Source organism: Bacillus sp. HMF5848, from assembly GCF_003944835.1.
GTDB lineage: Bacteria > Bacillota > Bacilli > Bacillales > HMF5848 > HMF5848.
In genome coordinates this window covers 1,215,705-1,237,019 of record NZ_RWIV01000001.1, presented here as the reverse complement: position 1 = coordinate 1,237,019, position 21,315 = coordinate 1,215,705, and the positions used below count along the sequence as shown (strand labels likewise).

The 21,315-nt window shown below is 40.5% G+C and carries 18 protein-coding genes and 1 riboswitch; of the genes, 6 read left to right on the top strand and 12 right to left on the bottom strand.

Annotated elements, in window-relative coordinates:
• Positions 1-26: 26 nt before the first annotated feature.
• From EJF36_RS05905 to EJF36_RS05875, 7 genes are all read right to left on the bottom strand, one after another.
• A complete protein-coding gene (locus EJF36_RS05905) occupies positions 27-674 on the bottom strand; it encodes a LuxR C-terminal-related transcriptional regulator (RefSeq protein WP_125905429.1) in 648 nt (215 codons plus the stop codon).
• Positions 671-2,305: a sensor histidine kinase gene (locus EJF36_RS05900; protein WP_125905428.1), complete on the bottom strand. Its 1,635-nt coding sequence runs from the start codon at positions 2,303-2,305 to the stop codon at positions 671-673. Before EJF36_RS05900 ends, EJF36_RS05905 begins: the two co-directional genes overlap by 4 nt.
• Positions 2,306-3,454 carry a DUF5305 family protein gene (locus tag EJF36_RS05895; protein ID WP_125905427.1) on the bottom strand — a complete coding sequence of 383 codons (1,149 nt, stop codon included), beginning with the start codon at positions 3,452-3,454 and terminating at the stop codon, positions 2,306-2,308.
• 56 nt (positions 3,455-3,510) lie between these two features.
• Positions 3,511-4,158, bottom strand: coding sequence for a hypothetical protein (locus EJF36_RS05890; RefSeq protein ID WP_125905426.1), 648 nt, complete (start codon positions 4,156-4,158; stop codon positions 3,511-3,513).
• Positions 4,159-4,578: 420 nt separating this feature from the next.
• The gene (locus EJF36_RS05885) at positions 4,579-5,739 is read right to left on the bottom strand and encodes an HD-GYP domain-containing protein (protein WP_125905425.1); all 1,161 of its coding nucleotides are present in this window, start codon (positions 5,737-5,739) and stop codon (positions 4,579-4,581) included.
• 26 nt (positions 5,740-5,765) lie between these two features.
• Entirely contained in the window at positions 5,766-6,395 is a 630-nt protein-coding gene (locus tag EJF36_RS05880; RefSeq protein ID WP_395940560.1) for a response regulator, read from the bottom strand.
• Positions 6,373-7,911, bottom strand: coding sequence for a sensor histidine kinase (locus EJF36_RS05875; protein ID WP_125905423.1), 1,539 nt, complete (start codon positions 7,909-7,911; stop codon positions 6,373-6,375). Before EJF36_RS05875 ends, EJF36_RS05880 begins: the two co-directional genes overlap by 23 nt.
• Before the next feature lie 150 nt (positions 7,912-8,061).
• Between EJF36_RS05875 and EJF36_RS05870 the strand changes: the two genes are divergently transcribed.
• Both EJF36_RS05870 and cdr read left to right on the top strand, forming a co-directional pair.
• A complete protein-coding gene (locus EJF36_RS05870) occupies positions 8,062-8,553 on the top strand; it encodes a YajQ family cyclic di-GMP-binding protein (protein WP_125905422.1) in 492 nt (163 codons plus the stop codon).
• Positions 8,554-8,825: 272 nt separating this feature from the next.
• Positions 8,826-10,526 (top strand): CoA-disulfide reductase, encoded by a 1,701-nt coding sequence (gene cdr, locus EJF36_RS05865; RefSeq protein ID WP_125905421.1) that lies wholly within the window; start codon positions 8,826-8,828, stop codon positions 10,524-10,526.
• A 104-nt stretch (positions 10,527-10,630) separates the two neighbouring features.
• Here cdr and EJF36_RS05860 read toward each other — a convergent pair whose 3' ends face one another.
• The 3 genes from EJF36_RS05860 to EJF36_RS05850 all read right to left on the bottom strand — a co-directional run bounded on the left by EJF36_RS05860 (position 10,631) and on the right by EJF36_RS05850 (position 13,150).
• Positions 10,631-11,572, bottom strand: coding sequence for an aldo/keto reductase (locus EJF36_RS05860; RefSeq protein ID WP_125908283.1), 942 nt, complete (start codon positions 11,570-11,572; stop codon positions 10,631-10,633).
• A 144-nt stretch (positions 11,573-11,716) separates the two neighbouring features.
• Positions 11,717-12,151: a ribosomal eL19 family protein gene (locus EJF36_RS05855; RefSeq protein ID WP_125905420.1), complete on the bottom strand. Its 435-nt coding sequence runs from the start codon at positions 12,149-12,151 to the stop codon at positions 11,717-11,719.
• A gap of 57 nt (positions 12,152-12,208) precedes the next feature.
• A complete protein-coding gene (locus tag EJF36_RS05850) occupies positions 12,209-13,150 on the bottom strand; it encodes a nuclease-related domain-containing protein (protein WP_260471976.1) in 942 nt (313 codons plus the stop codon).
• A gap of 257 nt (positions 13,151-13,407) precedes the next feature.
• On the opposite strand from EJF36_RS05850, the gene EJF36_RS05845 reads away from it, so the two are divergent.
• The 4 genes from EJF36_RS05845 to EJF36_RS05830 all read left to right on the top strand — a co-directional run bounded on the left by EJF36_RS05845 (position 13,408) and on the right by EJF36_RS05830 (position 19,962).
• Positions 13,408-15,267: a bifunctional homocysteine S-methyltransferase/methylenetetrahydrofolate reductase gene (locus tag EJF36_RS05845; protein ID WP_125905418.1), complete on the top strand. Its 1,860-nt coding sequence runs from the start codon at positions 13,408-13,410 to the stop codon at positions 15,265-15,267.
• Positions 15,268-15,364: 97 nt separating this feature from the next.
• A complete protein-coding gene (gene metH / locus EJF36_RS05840) occupies positions 15,365-18,694 on the top strand; it encodes a methionine synthase (protein WP_395940622.1) in 3,330 nt (1,109 codons plus the stop codon).
• Positions 18,695-18,773: 79 nt separating this feature from the next.
• The gene (gene nfsA, locus EJF36_RS05835; protein ID WP_125905417.1) at positions 18,774-19,523 is read left to right on the top strand and encodes an oxygen-insensitive NADPH nitroreductase; all 750 of its coding nucleotides are present in this window, start codon (positions 18,774-18,776) and stop codon (positions 19,521-19,523) included.
• A gap of 149 nt (positions 19,524-19,672) precedes the next feature.
• Positions 19,673-19,791: riboswitch (cyclic di-GMP riboswitch) on the top strand.
• 33 nt (positions 19,792-19,824) lie between these two features.
• Positions 19,825-19,962 (top strand): anti-repressor SinI family protein, encoded by a 138-nt coding sequence (locus tag EJF36_RS05830; RefSeq protein ID WP_125908281.1) that lies wholly within the window; start codon positions 19,825-19,827, stop codon positions 19,960-19,962.
• Positions 19,963-20,036: 74 nt separating this feature from the next.
• Here the strand turns inward: EJF36_RS05830 and EJF36_RS05825 are convergent, their stop codons facing one another.
• Both EJF36_RS05825 and EJF36_RS05820 read right to left on the bottom strand, forming a co-directional pair.
• The gene (locus EJF36_RS05825) at positions 20,037-20,819 is read right to left on the bottom strand and encodes a S8 family peptidase (protein ID WP_125905416.1); all 783 of its coding nucleotides are present in this window, start codon (positions 20,817-20,819) and stop codon (positions 20,037-20,039) included.
• A 175-nt stretch (positions 20,820-20,994) separates the two neighbouring features.
• Positions 20,995-21,300, bottom strand: a complete 306-nt coding sequence (locus EJF36_RS05820; RefSeq protein ID WP_125908280.1) for a helix-turn-helix domain-containing protein — start codon at positions 21,298-21,300, stop codon at positions 20,995-20,997.
• Positions 21,301-21,315 lie beyond the last annotated feature (15 nt).

The following is a 21,315-nucleotide window of genomic DNA, read 5'->3' as shown; positions in this document are numbered from 1 at the left end:
GAATTTCGACGGATTTTCAACTTAACTTATAGTATAAATTGAACTAGTCCCTTATTATTCGCAAACAAAGCGGCTTGCGTCCTATCAGTCAATTCTAACTTTGATAAAATCTGACTAACATGTTTTTTTACTGTGTATTCCGAGATAAATAGTTTTTCAGCTATATCACGATTAGATAGCCCTTGACCTAAGGCTTTTAGAACTTCCAATTCTTTAGGGGTTAGTTCTGCCAAGGCTGCTTCTGTTTTGTCTTTACCTCCAGCGGTATCCATATTCATCATCAACTCTAGTATGGCTGGATCATAATACTTTCTACCTTTATGAATCAATTGCAGTGCATAGATTAACTCTTCTGGTAAAGCTTCTTTCAGACAAAAGCCGTCCACATTAACTTCCTTTGCTTTTTTAAAATCTTCTTCAGCTGCGGAAGATGTTAGTACTACATATTTACCTGGATAGCCTTTCTTCCTAGCTTCTACCACTAAGTCTAATCCGTAGCTACCACTTAAATTCAAATCAACTAAAATAATATCAGGTAATGTTTGTTCAATTATTCTAAGTGCCTCCGGAATTGTAGCCGCCTCACCTACTAATTGTGTATCACCATCAGAGCTTAAGATTGTAGCCAATCCTCTTCGCACTAAAGGGTGATCATCGACGATCATTAGCTTCATATATTGACGACCTCCAAGTCATTATTTTCATTTACTGGGATTGTTGCATTCAACAAGAGACTATTGTGATTTTTGTTAGTTCGTGCTGTTCCTTCAATATCGTTTATCCAACTAAGTATTTTATTAAATTCTTGTATATCTTCTATTGTTTCGTTTTCATATAAACCGTTGTCCTCATAATCTAGCGATATAGTTTCTTTAGTTATCTCAATTTGTATTTGAATTCCTGTAGCATTGCCGTAACGTAATGATACTCCCGTCATTTGCCTAACTACTTGATATAGATTCTTTTTAACTTCTAATGAAACAAAATCTTCTTCCCCATAGATTTTAAAATCTACTTTTACCTCGTTTAAGTTGGAGAAGTTTAACAAATACTTTTTCAACGTTTTTTGCAAATAGTTATGCTCGACTATTTTCACTTCTGACCTAAGTTCTTCTATACTTACTTTAAGAGATTTAATTATCGCTTCTATTTCCTCGGTTACTATTTGGTCATTATATTTATTAGTGTTTAATTTCAAAGCTTGCATGGAACAAATAGCACTAAAAGTTAACTGATGAACGCGTTCATGAATCTCTCTTATCAACCTATTTTTTTCTTCTGTCATTTTGAAAATCTCACTTATTCGATCAACTTGCATTCGGTCAATAATAATAGAAACTAACTCTGATAAAAATTTCACAAACCTGGCTGTAGTTTCCAAGCCTTTTGATTCCTGATTATACACACCAATGACTCCATCAATATTTACTGATTTCATTTTCCCCAAAACAAATTCATTTGAAAAATCATTTAGAAGTTCTTCATTTCCAGAATAACTATTAACATACTCATGAATCTTCGTCTTAATATCATTATCATCACTTTTTACTATTAATGTTTGAGGTGAATGAATATATACAAATACTCCAGCATTGGAAGTTAATTTCACACAATAATCTGCTACTTCATTACAAAGTTTTGTTAAACTAGTCTCATTTGATAAGCTTTCTACTGATTGGTATAAAGACATAATGTGTTCAACTGCAGCTTTGGACTCGTGATTTACCTCTATAAGTTTGTTATTTGCTTGTTGAAGTTCATTTTGTTTTTTTTGAATGGTTTTAGTTAATTCTGAAAATAACTGCATAAATACCGCTATTAAAATAAAAACAAGAAATAAGTAAGAATGTTCTTTTATTATTTGGGTAATTTTTAATTTCTCTGAGTTAAACAGGATCGAGTATGTAGAGAAAGCTATGACATTATAAAATATCAGTAGCACCCACGATGATACTGCTGATAAGTAACTAGCGGCTAAAAGAATAGGATTTAATGCATACCATATAAAAGGACTTTCAATCCCTCCGGTAGGTATTAAAAGCAATGATACCCCTAAAGTTTCAACAATAATGCATAGTTTTAAGCCAATATTATTATCGAACCTTGTTTTTGGTAGAACATTATTAACTAATATATGACTCGATATTGCTAGAGCAACCACAACTCCTATTTTAAAAATAATAGGAGAAGCTGGTTCTCCTACTAAGTAAAATAAAGATGTAATAATTAGCGAAACGTATCTATATAACTTTGTAAGTGGTTCAATACTATTAATTCGGTATGAAAAAGGATTCGTGAGTACCATTTAGGACACTCCTTTACCTACCTTATAAAAATAAAGCAGGTTATTATCTATAACGAAATATTGGGTTTCTCCTACAGAAGTGATCTGCTTATGAACTGGTAACTCTTTATCATCAGCAATCTGTATAACTTGTTTAAAAGCGGTCAACGCAATTCTTTGGAACTGGTTTAAATCTGTGCTTGGGTGAATCTCCACAATACGACTTTTATGCTTTTTATCAATTTTCTCTTGTTCCGGTGTCTTTACAGCATTCGCAATTTTATCCTTCATTACAACTATCATGGCAGCTACACATAGCAAAGTCAGAATAAGTCCTACTATTCTCGTTCCACTAATAGGTAAGGTTATATTAAAAATTACTAGTTCATTAACTATGTTTTTAGTATTCTCTACTGCATATTCATTGTAAAATTCTAATTCTGTATCTTTAATTAAAGAAAACTGCTCCTTGGAATAATCAAACTTCAGAACAGACTCTTTATTAAGTTCGTACGTCTGGTCTTTATAAATGATTTTCCCATCTAGAATCGGTTTAATCTCAATAATATACGAGCCAACCCCGATTTTAATTTCTTTTTCAACTGCTTCTATAAAAGAGACAATTTTTTCAACATCTACATTATAGGTTTTATTAATTATATTAACTTCGTTACTAGATTTATTAAATGCTACAGGCTCTTCGAGAGTAAAGTCCTTTTTCCATAATCCTTCTGCTGTAATTGACATATTTAATTGGTAGTTACCAGCAACTTCAACAGGCTCTTCAGCAAATACCTGACTATTAATAGAAACAGGTATAGACTTTGTAATATTTTTTATAATATGTTCCCCAGGATCTATTGTCCCTCCTTCAGGATACAATAGACTCCGTTTTACTTCGGCTTCGTAAGCAAAATTTGTTTCTTCTTTAATGACGTTCTCCAGAATAGTTTCAGTAACTTCTGTTGGAGTCATAAATGCTTTTATAGTTACAAAGCATGATACTATGAGAATAGGAATAATTACAAAAAGAGCCCATTTTTTAATGGGCATTTGGTTTTTATTTATGTTTGGTTCTTTTGTATTTGCTCGCATAGAATACTCCTTTAAATCGAAATATTTACGGCCTTGAAGAGCTCGAGTCCACTCTAGATTTTTTAGAAGTTTCATCGAAGGATACTTCTGAATATTCCGTTGTCTAATGAATCTTAATCTATATCTTGAGTTCAATCACCATTAGATTGTTCATTTTTAGTAGTTGTTTCCTCAATACCCTCTTCATCACAATTTACTTCAGAATTATCACAAGCCTGTGTGGCATCCGTCTTATCTGTCACTAGTATGTTAAGACTCTCATCAGAAGGATCTGAAGCATGTTTTGTACCAACGAAATCATTTGAATGTTTCTTTGGTAAAGTGATCTTAACGTCAATATCACGCTTTATCTCCGCACTAAAGTCACCCCAAACAAATTTAAAAGGAATCTCAATACTTTCAAAAGCTTCATTTTTATCATCTACTATTTCGCTAAATTTTACTGTCACATCTATTGATTCGTCAGGATAAATTACTTCTTCCTCTGTTTCAACTTTAATGCCATTATCTTCAAATTCTACCTTCTCCAAAACGACGGAATGGTCTAAATTATTAGTGACTTTGAAAAGAGTATCAGTAATTTGTCCGTTTGTAATTACTATTTTTTTATTACTTGAGGAATTATCAAGTTTCACACTAATTAACGCCTCATCACTATCAGCATCCACAACTTTGAACGATGCTTCATTCACAATCGTGGCGCTCGAAAAACTTGATACTTGTGATATGGCAGTAGTTGCTACAAGAATAGTCGAACAAATTAATAACTTACGAAGCATATAAACTCCTCCCCTTACTTAATGAACCGTACAACTTTCTCTACTCTAATTGTAACCATTAAGTAATGGAGCGTAAATCGACTAACAAGATGATTAGATCGCACTTAAAGTATGAGATATATCATACTGAAGTATGAGCTGTTAATAATCGTGTTTATCACTAACTAGTAATTTCAAGTTATACGAGGCTTTTTTCCGCATCTTAATTTGAACATACGTCAAATCCCTCCGGCATTGAGGGCAAAGCCATTTACTAGATTTTGTGCTGCTATAAGAATGTGTATGGCACTTGGGACAAGCTTTTACGTACACCGGAATCCATCCTCCTGTTTGTAGGAATCATATTTCATCCTATCAAAATGATAGATTCCAAAACATACTGCTTGAGAATGGTTTATGTCAATCTTGAGTATGAACTTATTAAGCTGTACCACGCCCTTCCGAAAAGTGATTTCTTTTTTCATTCATACTAAGTTGCAATACGATTTCTAATGCATCAACTACATCCTCGCGAAAGGCTTTACCTTTTTCTTTCATAATTTCCGCGAAAGCCTCTTCTCTAGAAAGTACGGCTCTATATGACCGGGGCTTGATCATAGCTGTATAACATTCAACAACACTTAGTAATTGAGCAAGTATAGGTATGTGTTCACCTGTTTTCCGTTCTGGATAGCCAGTACCGTCAATGCGCTCATGGTGAAGTTGGAAAGCATTCTTTACGCGTTCAAATTCCTCAAACTCTCCTAGCAGTTCTGTCCCCATATAACAATGATCTTGTATGACATTAAATTCAAATTGAGAAAGTTGTCCCTCTTTTTCAAACATGTAATCTGGCCATTTTATCCGGCTAACATAATGCAATAGTGACAATAGCTCGATTTCCCAATCTTTTATTTGTTCATTTGGGAACTTATTTGCTAACTTTCTTAATAGTGTACTTGTTTCATCAATTTCTAGTCTTGTTGTCTGGGTCTTTCTCTCAACAATTGGTATTAACGTATACATCACTTTCACAACATGGTTAATCATTTGGACACGATTATCATTTTTAAAATTTTGCTTTTCCGCAGACATATGTAACATAATGATAAACCCACCAGCACTGGCCCCAATCCCATACAAGACGCGACTAATAATAGGTAAAAAATCAGTTTCTGTGATTGCTGGATCAATAAACACTAGGCCCATATACAATACAAGATAAATTCCTATCCATATTTTGAAAACGTGCATATTGGACAACAAAACCAGCACAAATGGGATAAATAGTAGAAAAATCCATATGTGTTCATACTGAAGTGGATCATAAATCGCAACATAAAAAAATAACACAAAAGCAAAGAATGCACTGATATGTTCAGAGTATTTGTAATGAATGAGCATATGGTGATGTAAAAAATAAAAACCCCATGAAAAAAGTGCCACAATAGAGAACCCTATGAATATGGCAGTAGCATATTCATTGTTTAGTATTAACATAGAAACACTGCCACATAATGCGCCAACGGTCATAATAGTTGATAGTACAAGCATTACTCGTTCTGAACTAACATCCCTTGGTCGTACAGAAATTCGAAGCACTATTACTTGCCCTCCCCCTAATATTGCTAACTATTTGCTTTCACATACCCCTTCTTCAAGGCAAAAAGTACCGCTTGTGATCTATTGGGTTGACCAGTTTTTCTTAAAATACTACTTACGTGTGTTTTTACTGTTGCTTCGGAAATAAATAATTTTTCAGCAATTTCTGCATTACTTAAGTTATCAATTATTAGCTCGAATACTTCTAACTCTCTTTCTGTCATATGTAAGTCGTCCGCAATGGTAGCATGTTGCTTTCTTTGTCGGTCAATTTTCGGTTGAAACAACGAGTATCCCAACATAATCATGTTTAAGGTATTTAGTATTTGTTTTGGGTCCGTATCTTTCATTAAATAACCGTCTATCCCTACATCTACTGCTCTATATATATCCTCACTCTCATCAAACGCTGTAAGGACAACTATTTTTAAATCGGGAAAGGTAGCTTTTAAATTGATACAGCTTTCTATCACACTTGGCCCAGGCATTTTTAAGTCGGATAATACTATATCTGGCTTTGTTTCGTGAACAAGTTTTACTAATTCCTTGCCATTGCTTGCTTCCCCTACGATTTCATAGTCATTTGTGCTGCTTAAAATAAGTTTTAATCCGTCTCGAACAATTTGATGATCGTCAGCTAGAACTAACCGATGCAAAGTCATGTCCCCTTTCCCTTGGAATGATTGCAACAACTTCTGTACCTGTGTTCAGGTTGGAGCGAACCATCAATTGCCCTCTTATGCTTTCCACTCTTTCCTGAAGCCCAACAAGACCATAACTTTTTCGTTTTTGAGGTGCTTCTTGCACAAATCCAACGCCATTGTCTCTTACTTTAACAGTCCATTGTAAAGAGGTTACTTCTATCATTACTTCTAATTGACTAGCTTTGGCATGCTTTACCACATTGTTAACGGCCTCTTCAATTACCCTGTATATTATCTGCTCCATTTCGAGGTTTTCGTGATTAAACCAACCTTTTGTTTCAAAGTGAACCCTAATTGATGTTCCCTTTGTAACTCTATCAATCATTTGCTCTATAGCTGACATGATGTTAATGTTTGTGAAATCATTTCGAAGCTCTTTAATATAATTTCGCACTTCTACATGACACTGCTTTAATTGCTCCTCCATATTACTAAGAGCATCATGTACCTCTCCATTAGCATCTTGTGGAATCGTTTGCTTAACATGAAACATTTGTGCAGATAGAAAAAATAACTGTTGGGCAAGTCCATCATGCATATCCTGCGCCATTTTCTTTCTCACCTTATCCTGCATAGCAGTCGTCATTTTCTTTTGTAAAGATATATGCTGAATTTTTTGTATGATAAAGGCAGAAATAAAATATAAAAACACATGATATATTCGCCTGTGCGGCTTTGGTGCTTCATAAATGATACAGCCTATCTTTTCATTTTTATTTTTAATAGAAAAATAAATATAGTTATCCTTTATTCCAGCAAAATTCTCTATTTGAATTGGCTGTGGCTTTTGCACTTCTGTCACATTAAGTGATTGTATGGTCCTTTTATAGTATTGCTTGTCCCATGTTTCATAAAGGTTATTAGTATCATTGATTAAAATGTAAGCGTTTTTAACACCATACACACTTCTTATTAACGATTCCATATCTTCAATAAGCTCATCTACAGAGTGTACAGAAGAGCGAATTAGAGCTTTGTACACATGAATACAATTTTTAAACATACTAAATATTATCGAACTATAATATTGAATGACAATAAAAAATCCAAGTGCAATAAACAATTGTATTAATACTGCTGTATAGTTAGTAAGTTGAGATGTGTAGGCTAAAAGACTAGTAAGTAAAGTAAAGTACAAAATGTTGTACAGAAATAGTAGCTTAACGTTGCGAATTGAAAGCAACCAGACTAGGGTAGTTGTGGAGTACAGGATGTATGGACTGCTTGTCCCGCCTGTTTGTAGTAGTACAGTAATGTTAACTAATAAATCAATTGAGATAAATACATGCATATTTGGTTTCTTCATAAAAAATAGTGCTAATGTGTATACAATATTTAATACACAGAGCACAACTACAATTAATGACCCTTCATTAGAATCTTTGAAATAACTTAAAAAGCTAATTAATAATAAAACCCACCGAAACCCAAACAAATAAAAGACTAACTCGCGTGTAATTTGTGACATAATCACTCTTCCATTTACATTATTTACTAATTCAATAGTACTGTTACCTATGGCTTATGACAAGGGGGAGATTTTGTCGAAGGTTGTCCGGTGCTGGAAATACAGGTCGGATTGACGTATAATTATGTTAAAATTTGTGGAGGGATACATATGTCTAAAGAAGCATCATTTGATATTGTTTCAAAGGTAGAGCTGCCTGAGGTTACAAATGCGATCACAGCGGCTATGAAGGAAATTAGCACGCGCTACGATTTTAAAGGAAGTAAAAGTGACATTAAATTGGAAAAAGAAGAGCTAGTTCTTGTGTCTGACGATGATTACAAGCTTGAACAGCTGAAGGATGTTTTGATTGGGAAATTGGTGAAACGCGGTGTTCCAATTAAAAACTTAGATTACGGAAAAGTTGAAGGTGCATCAGGCGGCACTGTTCGCCAGCGTGCGAAGCTTGTGCAAGGCATTGACAAAGAAAATGCTAAAAAGATTAATACTATAATTAAAAACAGTGGCGTAAAGGTTAAAAGTCAAATTCAAGATGATCAGATTCGCGTAAGCGGAAAAAGTCGCGATGATTTGCAGCAGATTATTGCTTTAATTCGTGGTGCTGACTTACCAATTGATGTGCAGTTTATTAATTATCGATAAGGTCGTTGGGTTGCGAGAGCTGAACCTGCGTCATACATACATATGTGAAACTAAAAACATGACCGTCCTTGACGGTCTTTTTTTTAGCATGTTTATATACGTAATGGTTATACTTATATGTGTATATAAACTGTTCAAATAAAATACATGATGCTGTAGCAAAGTCCAAATTTGTGTAGCCGTTCACAAAATGTTCGTTTGAATTAGTTTTGGCGAAAGTTTACAATGATTACATACCCTATATAGTATTTATCGTTAGGAGCTGAATTTTTATGAGTAAAAAAATATTAATCGTTGGTGGTGTCGCAGGCGGCGCAACAGCAGCTGCACGTCTACGTCGTTTAGATGAAACCTCTCAAATCGTAATGTTTGAGCGTGGGGAATTTATTTCTTTTGCAAACTGTGGTCTTCCTTATTATATTGGTGAAACAATTAAGGAGCGTAGCAAATTACTTGTGCAAACTGTAGAAGGCATGAGTGCTCGCTTCCGTTTAGATATTCGAAACTTTAGTGAAGTAACAGCGGTAAACCGTGACCGTAAAACGGTGACTGTGCGTAAAGTACAAACTGGTGAAACTTATGAAGAGAACTATGATACGTTAATTTTATCTCCTGGAGCTAAGCCGATTGTACCTCCGATTCCAGGATTGAAGGAAGCTGACAACATTTTCACGTTACGAAATGTACCTGATACTGATCGCATTAAAAGCTATGTTGATGAAAAAAAACCGAAGCATGCGGTCGTCATCGGTGGCGGGTTCATCGGTATTGAAATGGCCGAGAACCTACATCAACGTGGTATGGATGTAAGTATCGTTGAGATGGCTAACCAAGTTATGGCACCATTTGACTACGAAATGGCTTCCATTTTACACAATCATATCCGTGATAATAAAGTTGATTTAGTTCTAGAAGACGGTGTGAAGGAATTTAAAGAAAACGGTCGTGTTGTTGTTCTGAACAGCGGACGTGAGATTCGTACCGACATGGTTATTTTATCTATCGGTGTTCGTCCGGAGAATGAACTAGCTGTGGAGGCGGGCCTTGAGGTTGGCGAGCGCGGTGGCATTAAAGTAGATGATTACTTACGCACGAATGACCCTTCTATTTATGCTGTTGGGGATGCGATTGAGGTAAAGCATTTCATCACTGGCACACCAATGATGATTCCACTCGCATGGCCAGCTAATCGTCAAGCACGCATTGTTGCGAACAACATTTATGGTCGTGAAGAAAAATATCCAGGTACGCTTGGTACTTCTATTGTAAAAGTGTTTGATTACACGGCGGCGGCAACTGGATTGAACGAGAAATCATTAAAGCAGCTTGGAATTGAGCATTCGGCGGTTCACGTTCACCCAGGTTCACATGCGGGTTATTATCCTGGTGCGCATCAAATTGCGATTAAGTTGTTGTTCTGTCATAATACTGGAAAAATATATGGCGCGCAAGCAATCGGTGTTGACGGAGCTGATAAGCGGATTGACGTTATCGCCACAGCAATTAAAGGCGGCTTAACCGTGATGGATTTACCTGAGTTAGAATTAGCGTACGCGCCGCCATTCTCATCAGCTAAAGATCCAGTAAATATGGTTGGTTATGCAGCGTCAAACATTGTTGAAGGCTTCGTTGATACTGTTCAGTGGGATGAAGTGGATAACATTATCGCTGATGGTGGCTTAGTTGTCGACGTTCGTGATCCACGTGAGCTTGAATTCGGCTCAATTAAAGGGTCTGTGAACATTCCATTGAATGACTTGCGTGAACGTTTGGAAGAACTGCCAAAGGATAAAACGGTACACGTGTCGTGTCAAGTTGGCTTACGTGGTTACTTAGCAACACGTATTTTAAATGAAAATGGCTTTAAAGTTAAAAATGTCGACGGTGGCTGGAAAACATATTCAGCTGTTTACGGAGACAATCATGAAGAAGTAACCGTAGATGACAAGGGTGAGCAGGTTGAGAAGAAGTAATAGTGATTCGTGAGATGAGAGCGGAAAACTAAAACGAATTAGCTGTTCGACAAAACCTTTATAAAATTAGATGGCCTTCGCCTTGATGGCGAAGGCTTTTCATATTATTGCTGTGTGATTTTTTTGGAGACTTTGTCAATCATGTTCATATGTTCATCCAATAGATTGAATTGTAACGTCCCGACATTTTCCTCTGCATGCTTTACTTTAGATGCACCTGGGATCGCAACAACAGTTTCTCCATGGAAGTTAATCATCCAATTCAAAGCAATTTGACTTGGTGTCGCTCCGTATTCTTCTGCTAACTCAAACAGAAGATCGATGAGTGGCTTTGATTTTTCAAGACCTTTTGGTTTCAAATAGGACATATATTTACGTGGTCCTGATATGTTCTTGATTAATTCTGGATTTCGATGGAACTTCCCGGTTAAGATACCTTGTTCTAATGGTGAATACGCAATAATTGTAATGCCGAGTTCTTTGGCAGCATCAAGAGTACCATTAGTTTCGATTCGTCTGTCTAGCAAGCTGTATTTCACTTGGTTCGATGCGAGTCTGAGACCATGTTTTTGTAATTGCTGGTCCGCTTCTCGCATTTTATTGGCGGTAAAGTTACTGACTCCGATGTGACGGACTTTATTTGCTTTTACTAACTCGGCCATTGCATCCATCTCTGCTTTTACACTTGAAAAAGAAAAAGGTTGATGCACTTGATACAAGTCGATCGTATGATTCTTGAGTGCAGCAATTCGATCATCAATTGTTTTCGTAATGGATGACGCTGTCCGGAGCAGCGGCCACCATTTCGTGGCAATGTATGTATGTTCCACTTCTTCTCCTAGTTTGATGAGTGCGTCTGCTAGCGCCTCCTCCGATTGACCTTTTCCATACACCTCAGCCGTATCAAACCAGTTAATCCCACCTTGGACCGTCGTTTGAATGATTTTTTGAATATCATCCTGTGACAAAGTTGACCAAAACCGACCAACCGCCCCAGTTCCTTTACTAAACTGCCAGCAACCTAATCCTAGTGCCGACACATCCATATCCGTATGTCCCAACCTCCGCAGAGGTACAACATTCCTATTCAATACGAACACCACCTTTAGGTTAAATATAACATAATTGTTCACCAGAAAAATTTAGTATACTATGAAAATTGTTATAATCGTGTAAATTCCTACTGCTATTTAGGTGATGAACACCCCGTTTGGTGCGATGGACACCCCGTTTGGTGCGATGAGCACCCCGTTTGGTGCGATGAGCACCCCGTTTGGTGCGATCAACACCCGGTTTGGTGCGATGAACACCTGGTTTGGTGCGATCAACACCCGGTTTGGTGCGATGAGCACCCCTTTTGGTGCGATGGACACCCCTTTTGGTGCGATGAGCACCAGGTTTGGTGCGGTGAACACCCCTTTTGGTGCGATGGACACCCCGTTTGGTGCGATGGACACCCCGTTTGGTGCGATGAGCACCCGGTTTGGTGCGATGAGCACCCGGTTTGGTGCGATGAGCACCCGGTTTGGTGCGATGAACACCCGGTTTGGTGCGATGAGCACTCGGTTTGGTGCGATGAGCACCCGGTTTGGTGCGATGAACACCCCGTTTGGTGCGATGAACACCCGGTTTGGTGCGATAATGAGTTATCAAGCTTCAAACAGTATATTTTCTAATTCATCTTATCTCTTAGGCAGTTTATATGTTCCACCTCTTCCACTCCCAATTGAAATAAGACCTATATGTAATAGCAATCTTCTAGCCGTAAAGCGTGATCCAATCCCCAACACCTTACAACACTCCGACACACTTATTTGCTCATCCACCACTATCAAATACGCTCTAATCATAGGTTCATGTGCATGCTTTGATATATGCTTACAATTTGGACATTGCCACATCCCCTTTAACCTCAACATGCCAAATCGATTACACTCACTACACTGCACCCCACGATACACCAAATCCTCCTTCGTCACACCCCAGGTCCGCAGCACATCCATTTGCTTCGGACGATGCCCAGCTAACACTTGCTTCGCAGCTACCACATACCCCTCAAAAGCTGCACACTTTGCATATTCATCACACAATTCATTAAACTTAAAAGGAAAATTTTCAATGAGAAGAAATCTTGAGAAATGCTTTTCATACTTCGGGGAAATTTGAAGAATTACTTTTGGATTGCTATACACAACAAAAAACTCAACAGGATAATCGCGAAACCCACGCTCTGCTAGCCAGCGCTGCAACAGTATTTTATGCCGCCGAGCTTGAGCTATATGATTCGACAGTTTCTCATCATCAGAGTACACTTGGTCTCGCTCACCATCCAGGTCAATCACGCGTCCATTGTTTTTCACATCTATAATCGCCACAAACTTTGGTGTAAAAATCATTGTATCAATTTGAAACACTTGCGAGTGGTGAATTAATCTTACATCTTGAATAATACGAAACTCGTTACAATCCACTAATCCTAGATGATAGTCAAACTCCCGCTCACCTTTATACCCACTAGCTCTCTTTTTCACACTAGCCAAAAGCGAACTCAGCTTATTTTCCGGCGCAAACAACAGTAGCGCCTCCTCACACTCCAGCTCGACCGGCTTACGACGATATTTCATGATCAATCTACAATCACCTCTCAGAACAAAATTACATTACCCCTTCACTATATCAAACCACAATCACATAATATTTTACAAAAAATTGACAATACTTCACGTCTAATTTCATAAACTCATTTAATATTATTTTTAAAAAATCCGAAAATTACAAACGTAATTTTATTGCACTAAAGCACGAAACAAGGTACAGTGTATATAACAATTTTTTCAAGCGGAAAAGTTTCCAAATCACTTAAAATATGGAGGGTTGCAGTATGGGGTTTCTTGAAGATTTGCAGTCTAGAATTTTAATTGGGGACGGTGCGATGGGAACTCTTCTCTACTCTCACGGAATTAGTTCTTGTTTTGAAGAGCGAAATCTCACGAATCCAGACGAGGTGCAACGCATCCATGAGGCTTACATCAACGCGGGCGCCAATGTCATTCAAACGAATACATACGGTGCGAGCTATCACAAGCTTGCTCGCTACGGGCTCGAAGACAAGGTGTATGCCATCAACCAAACAGCGGTCCAGCTTGCAAACGCCGCGCGTGCCAACCATGACCAAGACGACACCGCACACCCACTCTACGTCCTTGGCACCATTGGCGGCCTTCGTACGCTAAACAAAAACGCTATTAATATAGAAGAAATTAAACGATGCGTGCTTCAGCAGCTGAACGCTCTGACGTCCGAGCCGCTCGACGGGATTTTACTAGAAACATATTATGACTGGGAAGAAATCACGACCGTTCTTAAGCTTATTCGCAAGCAAACCGACCTGCCAATTGTCGCGAACATCTCTTTGCACGAGCCCGGCACGCTGCAAAACGGGTTGCACGTCGCGGACGCTCTCGACCAACTCACTCACCTGGGTGCGAACGTGGTCGGACTGAACTGCCGACTCGGCCCATATTATATGATCAAATCTTTTGAGGAGGTTCCACTGCCGACTCAGCCTCACACATACTTATCTGTCTATCCGAATGCGAGTTTACCAGATTACAAGGATGGCCAGCTCGTTTACGAAACGAACGAAGATTATTTTGCTAAAAGTGCGATCCAGCTGCGTGCGCAAGGTGCACGACTGATCGGAGGCTGCTGCGGAACGACACCAAAGCATATCGCGGCATTAGCGCAAGCGCTACACGACCTGCCACCAATCCAAACAAAGAACACCAAACCGCGTCGTATCGAAATTGCAGTCGTAGAACCTATTAAAACCCAACAGCAACCACCCTTACACGAAAAAGCCAAAACATCAAAATCTATAATCGTGGAACTCGATCCACCAAAAAAACTGAACTCAACACATAAATTCATGCAAGGTGCTAAAGCCCTCCAACAAGCAGGCGTCGACGCCATCACACTTGCAGATAACTCACTCGCGTCACCGCGCATTAGCAACGTCGCGATGGCGACCAAGCTAAAACAAGAACTAAACGTCAATCCGCTCGTGCACATTACGTGTCGAGATCGAAATCTTATAGGCTTGCAATCTCACATTATGGGACTGCACACGCTTGGCATCACCGAAGTCCTTGCTGTGACAGGCGATCCGTCAAAGATTGGAGACTTCCCGGGCGCAACATCTGTCTACGACGTATCGTCCTTTGACCTGATTTCGCTCATCAAACAGTTCAACGAAGGACTTTCCTACTCCGGGAAACCACTCGGTGAAAAAACGAACTTTAGTGTCGCGGCCGCTTTCAATCCGAACGTGCGCTATCTCGATAAAGCCGTCCAACGGCTCGAGAAAAAAATCGAATGTGGAGCGGACTATTTCATCACACAGCCGCTTTACAGCGAAACGCAAATCGCTCAAGTTCATGAAGCGACGAAACATCTCGACACACCGATTTACATTGGCATCATGCCACTCACAAGTAGTCGTAACGCTGAATTCATCCATCATGAGGTGCCTGGCATCACACTATCAGACAGCATCAGAGCGCAAATGGCAGCCGCGGACGACGCCGAGCAAGAAGGCATCGCCATTGCGAAGTCGCTTATCGACACAGCATACGAATACTTCAAAGGCATTTACTTAATCACGCCGTTTCTGAAATATAACATGACAGTTGAACTAACAAACTATATCCATCAGAAAAAGGAGGCGAGCATACGTGGGTGAAATTACTAATCGTAGTCTTGCCGCAACGCATCAAACAAGCGTGGCTAACAACATCGCAAATGAACTCAAACGCCGCATCCTCGTCCTTGATGGTGCGATGGGCACGATGATTCAAGACGCCAACCTCACTGCCGATGATTTCGGCGGCGAGGAGTACGAAGGCTGTAACGAGTACTTAACGCTGACGAGACCTGATGTCATCCGCCACATTCATGACACCTACCTCGAGGCCGGTGCCGATATCATTGAAACAAACACGTTTGGCGCGACGAGCCTCGTGTTATCTGAGTACAACCTGCAGCACCTTGCGCTTGAGCTCAACATCGAAGCGGCGAAAATTGCGAAGCAAGCAACAGCGGCGTTCACCGACAAACCGCGTTTTGTCGCGGGCTCAATGGGTCCAACGACAAAGACACTATCTGTCACTGGTGGCGCGACGTTCGATGAACTCGTGGCCACATACGAAGAGCAGGCGCGCGGCCTTATTCTTGGTGGTGCGGATCTTCTTCTGCTTGAAACGAGCCAAGACATGCTGAACGTCAAAGCTGGCTATCTCGGGATTCTACAAGCGTTCGAAGCGACAAATACCGAGCTACCGCTCATCGTCTCTGGCACGATTGAACCGATGGGCACGACGCTTGCCGGCCAAAGCATCGAGGCATTTTACATTTCGCTGCAGCACATGAAGCCACTTGCCGTCGGCCTCAACTGCGCGACCGGGCCGGAGTTTATGACCGACCACCTCCGTTCACTATCCGAGCTCGCGACAACAGCGGTCAGCTGTTACCCGAATGCCGGTCTTCCTGATGAAGAAGGCCATTACCATGAATCACCTGATTCTTTAGCAAAAAAAATTAGTGACTTCGCTCAACGAGGTTGGTTGAATATCGTCGGCGGCTGTTGCGGCACGACCCCTGCCCACATCGCTGCGCTCGTGGAAGCAGTCAAGGATATGAAACCGCGGCAGGTCCCGAACTCAGTTCCGAACCATACAGCCTCTGGCATTGAACCGCTCGTATATGATGACAGCATGCGACCACTATTCGTCGGCGAACGAACGAATGTCATTGGCTCGCGGAAATTCAAACGCTTGATCGCGGAGGGGCAGTTCGAGGAGGCATCTGAAATTGCTCGGGCGCAAGTAAAGAACGGCGCGCATGTCATAGATATTTGCTTAGCAGACCCCGACCGCGATGAGCGGGCCGATGTGAGGAATTTTTTACATCATGTCGTAAAAAAAATAAAAGTACCACTCGTAATTGATTCAACGGACGAACAAGTGATTGAGGATGCCCTGAAATTTTCACAAGGAAAAGCCATCATCAACTCGATTAACCTCGAAGACGGGGAGGAACGATTTGAAGCAGTTTTGCCGCTTGTGAAAAAGTATGGAGCCGCCGTTGTCGTCGGGACAATTGATGAAACCGGGATGGCGGTGACAGCGGAACGAAAGCTTGAGGTCGCGAAACGGTCCCACGATTTACTCGTCCATAAATACGGGCTCGCGCCAGAGGATATTATTTTCGATCCACTCGTGTTCCCTGTTGGCACAGGTGACGAGCAGTATATAGGGTCCGCGAACGCAACGGTTGAGGGCATCAAGTTAATCAAAGAAGCTCTCCCCCACTGCTTAACGATACTTGGGATTAGTAACGTGTCATTTGGGCTACCACCGGTTGGACGTGAAGTGCTGAACGCGGTGTATTTGTATCACTGCACGCAGGCAGGACTTGATTACGCGATTGTGAACACGGAAAAGTTAGAGCGCTACGCGTCGATTCCAGCAGAAGAAATCGCGATGGCAGAAGCGTTGCTTTTTAACACAACAGACGAATCACTGGCCACGTTCACGAACTTTTACCGCGGCAAGAAAAAGGAAGTCAAAATTCCAACAACCGACATGCCGCTCGCTGATAGACTAGCAAACTATATAATAGAAGGAACGAAAGAAGGCTTGCTGCCAGATTTAGAGCTTGCGTTACAAGAGTACGCGACGCCGCTCGAAATCATCAATGGGCCTTTGATGGCTGGGATGGCGGAGGTCGGGCGATTGTTCAACGACAACCAGCTTATTGTTGCAGAGGTGCTGCAAAGTGCGGAGGTCATGAAGGCAGCTGTTGCATTCCTAGAACCACACATGGAAAAGAAGGATGATAGCAACAAAGGTAAAGTCCTGCTTGCGACCGTAAAAGGCGATGTACATGACATCGGCAAAAATTTAGTCGATATCATTTTAAGCAATAACGGTTTTAAAGTCGTAGACCTTGGGATTAAAGTGACACCATCAGTCCTTATCGAAGCTGTTCAAAAGGAACAGCCAGATATTATAGGGTTATCAGGATTACTCGTGAAATCCGCGCAGCAAATGGTGATTACAGCCCAGGACTTGCGTGACGCAGGCATCTCTGCACCGATGCTCGTTGGCGGGGCTGCACTGTCACGTAAATTTACTGATGGGAAAATATCACCGGAGTACGGTGGACCTGTGCTATATGCGAAGGATGCGATGGATGGGTTGGCGCTCGCGAATAGGTTGCAAAATCCTGCCGAACGAGAAAAGTTGGTTCAGGAGAAGAAACCTGTTCGTCAAGAGGCTGCTGTAGTTGTGGCTGAGCGACCAGTACAACGTTCGAACGTTTCACGTGACGTGCCAATCTACGTGCCCGCCGATACGAAGCGACACATATTGCGCGACTGGAAGGTTGACCATATTTTACCGTACGTAAACATGCAAATGTTACTGGGCCACCACTTAGGACTAAAAGGAAAAGTGGAGCAGCTACTTGCCCAAGGCGATGATAAGGCACACATGTTAAAGGATGTCATCGACACGTTACCAAAGGACTTTTTACAGCCGAGTGCTGTATATCAATTTTTCCCGGCAAAAGCAGATGGGGATTCTGTCATAGTGTATGACCCTGAGGATACTTCGCGGGTTCTCGAAACGTTCACCTTCCCGCGTCAAGCGAAAGGATCGTATCTCTGTCTAGCGGACTACTTAAAAACGGATGAGATAGATTACGTCGGATTTTTAACGGTCACCGCTGGGAAAGGTGTACGCGACATCGCGACAGAGATGAAAAATGCCGGCCAGTTTTTACAAAGTCACGCCATTCAAGCTTTTGCGTTAGAATTAGCGGAAGGTCTCGCGGAACGCGTGCATCAGCTTATGCGTGACAAGTGGGGCTTTCCTGACTCAGCTGACTTTTCGATGGCGGCACGATTCGCAGCGAAGTACCAAGGGCAACGCTTTTCATTCGGCTACCCAGCGTGTCCAAATCTAGAGGACCAAGAAAAGCTGTTCCGCTTGCTTAAACCTGAAGACATCGGCGTCGAACTGACAGACGGATTCATGATGGAACCAGAAGCGTCTGTTTCGGCAATCGTCTTCGCCCATCCGGAAGCAAGATATTTTAACGTATTATAAAAAACAACCGACAAAACCTCTCGTAACTGGCGAGAGGTTTCATTTTGTGTATACAATAGACATCAAGGAGTGATTTCATATGAATGACACAATACAAACAATTCTTTCACATGTTTCTGTACGAAAGTTCGAGGATAAATTACTAAGCCAAGAGCAAATTCAAACAATCGTAAAAGCCGCACAAGCTGCATCGACGTCTAGTTTCGTGCAGGCGTATACCATCGTTGGGGTAACAGATCGCATCAAAAAGGAAAAGTTGGCTGAGATAGCCGGCGGGCAATCTTACGTCGCAGATAACGGGCATTTCTTCGTGTTCTGTGCTGATTTACATCGTCACGAACTAGCGGCGGATATCGAAGGCGGTGCCAACATCTCTGAAACATTGGAGTCTACTGAAAAATTCATGGTTGCGACAATTGATGCCGCACTCGCAGCACAAAATGCGTCGGTAGCAGCAGAATCGATGGGACTAGGCATTTGTTACATTGGGGGCATTCGCAATAACTTACCAGAGGTCGTCAAACTACTCGACACGCCGAACAAGGTCGTTCCTTTATTCGGATTAGCTGTTGGCTATCCTGCTGAAAAACAAGCAACAAAGCCACGTTTACAATTCGAGCACATATACCATGAAAATACATATCAAGATGATAGTGCGTCTAAAACACAACTACATGCATACAATAAAACGATATCAGCCTACTATCATGATCGTACAAACGGGAGACGTGCCGACAGCTGGACAGAACAAATCGCTAAGATGATGAGCAAGCCAGTCCGCATGTATATGAAGGATTTCCTTAACAAAATCGGTATCCCACTAAAGTAACAGCTAGGTATTTCGTCACACGAAGGTTATTTTTAAAATTTTCAGAAATTTGTCGATAAAAAATCCTATGTATACGACAAATTGTAGCAAATTTGACACATTTTTTTGCATATACTAAAAATTGTAAACAATTTCCTACATATCACAATCCCAGATAAAGGCAAACTATTTGAAAAAATAGGACGCAAAACCACAGGTCTAAGGTGACATTGGAATCATACATATGTATTATGGGCAACTTTTGCGCTATGATGGCTGGGTTTCCTGGAGATATCTTTCAGGAGGGATAAGTGTGAAGCATATGGACAGCACGATGACTGTAAAAGATTATCAAGAATGGGTCGAATTGATTCTCGAGGCGAAAAGACTGGGATTGAGTTTGGAAGAGATACAAATGTTTTTACAGGAGCAATCATCTACTATATCATCTATCGTATAAAACACGGTTGGAGCGCCAGTTACAAACTGACGCTCTTTTTATGTGGAGCACTAGACATATGCCTTTTTCAAGTATTATGGCATTTGTACGAGACCGAACCCATAGACATTATCAAAACCAGCGGCACCTAAGTCTAGACTATTTTCTATTAGTAAATCTTTTAATTCTTCCGACGTAGAATCTGGATTTTTTTCTTTTAATAAGGCTAGTACACCGGTAGTATAAGCCGCTGCCATTGATGTTCCGCTCATTTTAGCATATCCATTATTTAAGTATGTACTTTTAATGGTCACACCAGGTGCTACCACATCTAGCTGTTTTCCTGTATTTGACCATGATGCTATTTTATTTTTATCATCAACGGCCCCAACAGCTACCACTTCTTCGTAAGCCGCCGGGTACTTAACAGTGTCGCCATGATTTCCGACAGCAGCAACAAGCACGATTCCGGCTGCTGCAGCTTTTTGAATCGCATCTTGCAACTTTTCACTATTTTGAGAGGTTGTAAGGCTGATACTTACTATATCCATCTCATTTTCAATTGCCCATTCAATACCTTTTATTAAAAAAGACACCTTTCCCTTTTTATCCTTGTCCAACACTTTGACAGGATACAAGGCGGTGTTGGGAGCTATCGTATGTATAATGCCTGCGATATGAGTGCCGTGACCATTTTTATCATTATAAGTAGGTTCAACTTCTAGAAATGATACCCCTTCTTGTATAGTTAAATCGTCATGCTGTGAAATACCTGTATCAAGAATCGCAATATTGATTAACTCTTCTTCCGCTGAAAAAGCTGAACCTGGATAGATTACTACACTGATAGTTAATAACATTACTAGCAAACTACGCATTATTATCACCACTTATGTCGTTATAAGTAGAATTATAGTATATTCTACGTATAATTTGTCGTATTTTGGAAAAAATAGGTCGAAAGTACGACTAAACATAAGTGTTCATCATGCGAAAAAGCCTATCCGCACCGAATAAGCTTTTTCACATTACGAATGTTACATCTCGTAACCATTAACTATATGAACGTTTTCTATTAATATACTCGCGAAAATTTTCCTTCGTAATACCTCGTTGAATCGCTGATTTTAGTAGAGAGTACCACTCTTCATCAAGCTTGTGCGGATTACCCCCAATTAAATCATGCACGGTGACATCTAGCTCATTGGCCAATTTTTCAAGCAATTGTACAGAGGGATTACTTTGGATATTTCGCTCAATCGAGCTTAAATACGATTTTGCAATGCCAGCTCGCTGTGACAGCTCGCTAAGTGACATATCTTTTTCAATTCTGTAAGCTTTTATACGGTCTCCTATCATCATCCTCGACACCTT

Coding starts and splice junctions, on each gene's coding strand:
- cdr (WP_125905421.1), top strand. CDS start 8,826: ATGAGTAAAAAAATATTAATCGTTGGTGGTGTCGCAGGCGGCGCAACA.
- EJF36_RS05860 (WP_125908283.1), bottom strand. CDS start 11,572: ATGGATGTGTCGGCACTAGGATTAGGTTGCTGGCAGTTTAGTAAAGGA.
- EJF36_RS05890 (WP_125905426.1), bottom strand. CDS start 4,158: ATGCTTCGTAAGTTATTAATTTGTTCGACTATTCTTGTAGCAACTACT.
- EJF36_RS05850 (WP_260471976.1), bottom strand. CDS start 13,150: ATGAAATATCGTCGTAAGCCGGTCGAGCTGGAGTGTGAGGAGGCGCTA.
- EJF36_RS05830 (WP_125908281.1), top strand. CDS start 19,825: ATGGACAGCACGATGACTGTAAAAGATTATCAAGAATGGGTCGAATTG.
- nfsA (WP_125905417.1), top strand. CDS start 18,774: ATGAATGACACAATACAAACAATTCTTTCACATGTTTCTGTACGAAAG.
- EJF36_RS05905 (WP_125905429.1), bottom strand. CDS start 674: ATGAAGCTAATGATCGTCGATGATCACCCTTTAGTGCGAAGAGGATTG.
- EJF36_RS05845 (WP_125905418.1), top strand. CDS start 13,408: ATGGGGTTTCTTGAAGATTTGCAGTCTAGAATTTTAATTGGGGACGGT.
- EJF36_RS05900 (WP_125905428.1), bottom strand. CDS start 2,305: ATGGTACTCACGAATCCTTTTTCATACCGAATTAATAGTATTGAACCA.
- EJF36_RS05875 (WP_125905423.1), bottom strand. CDS start 7,911: ATGTCACAAATTACACGCGAGTTAGTCTTTTATTTGTTTGGGTTTCGG.
- EJF36_RS05870 (WP_125905422.1), top strand. CDS start 8,062: ATGTCTAAAGAAGCATCATTTGATATTGTTTCAAAGGTAGAGCTGCCT.
- EJF36_RS05820 (WP_125908280.1), bottom strand. CDS start 21,300: ATGATAGGAGACCGTATAAAAGCTTACAGAATTGAAAAAGATATGTCA.
- EJF36_RS05895 (WP_125905427.1), bottom strand. CDS start 3,454: ATGAAACTTCTAAAAAATCTAGAGTGGACTCGAGCTCTTCAAGGCCGT.
- metH (WP_395940622.1), top strand. CDS start 15,365: ATGGGCACGATGATTCAAGACGCCAACCTCACTGCCGATGATTTCGGC.
- EJF36_RS05825 (WP_125905416.1), bottom strand. CDS start 20,819: ATGCGTAGTTTGCTAGTAATGTTATTAACTATCAGTGTAGTAATCTAT.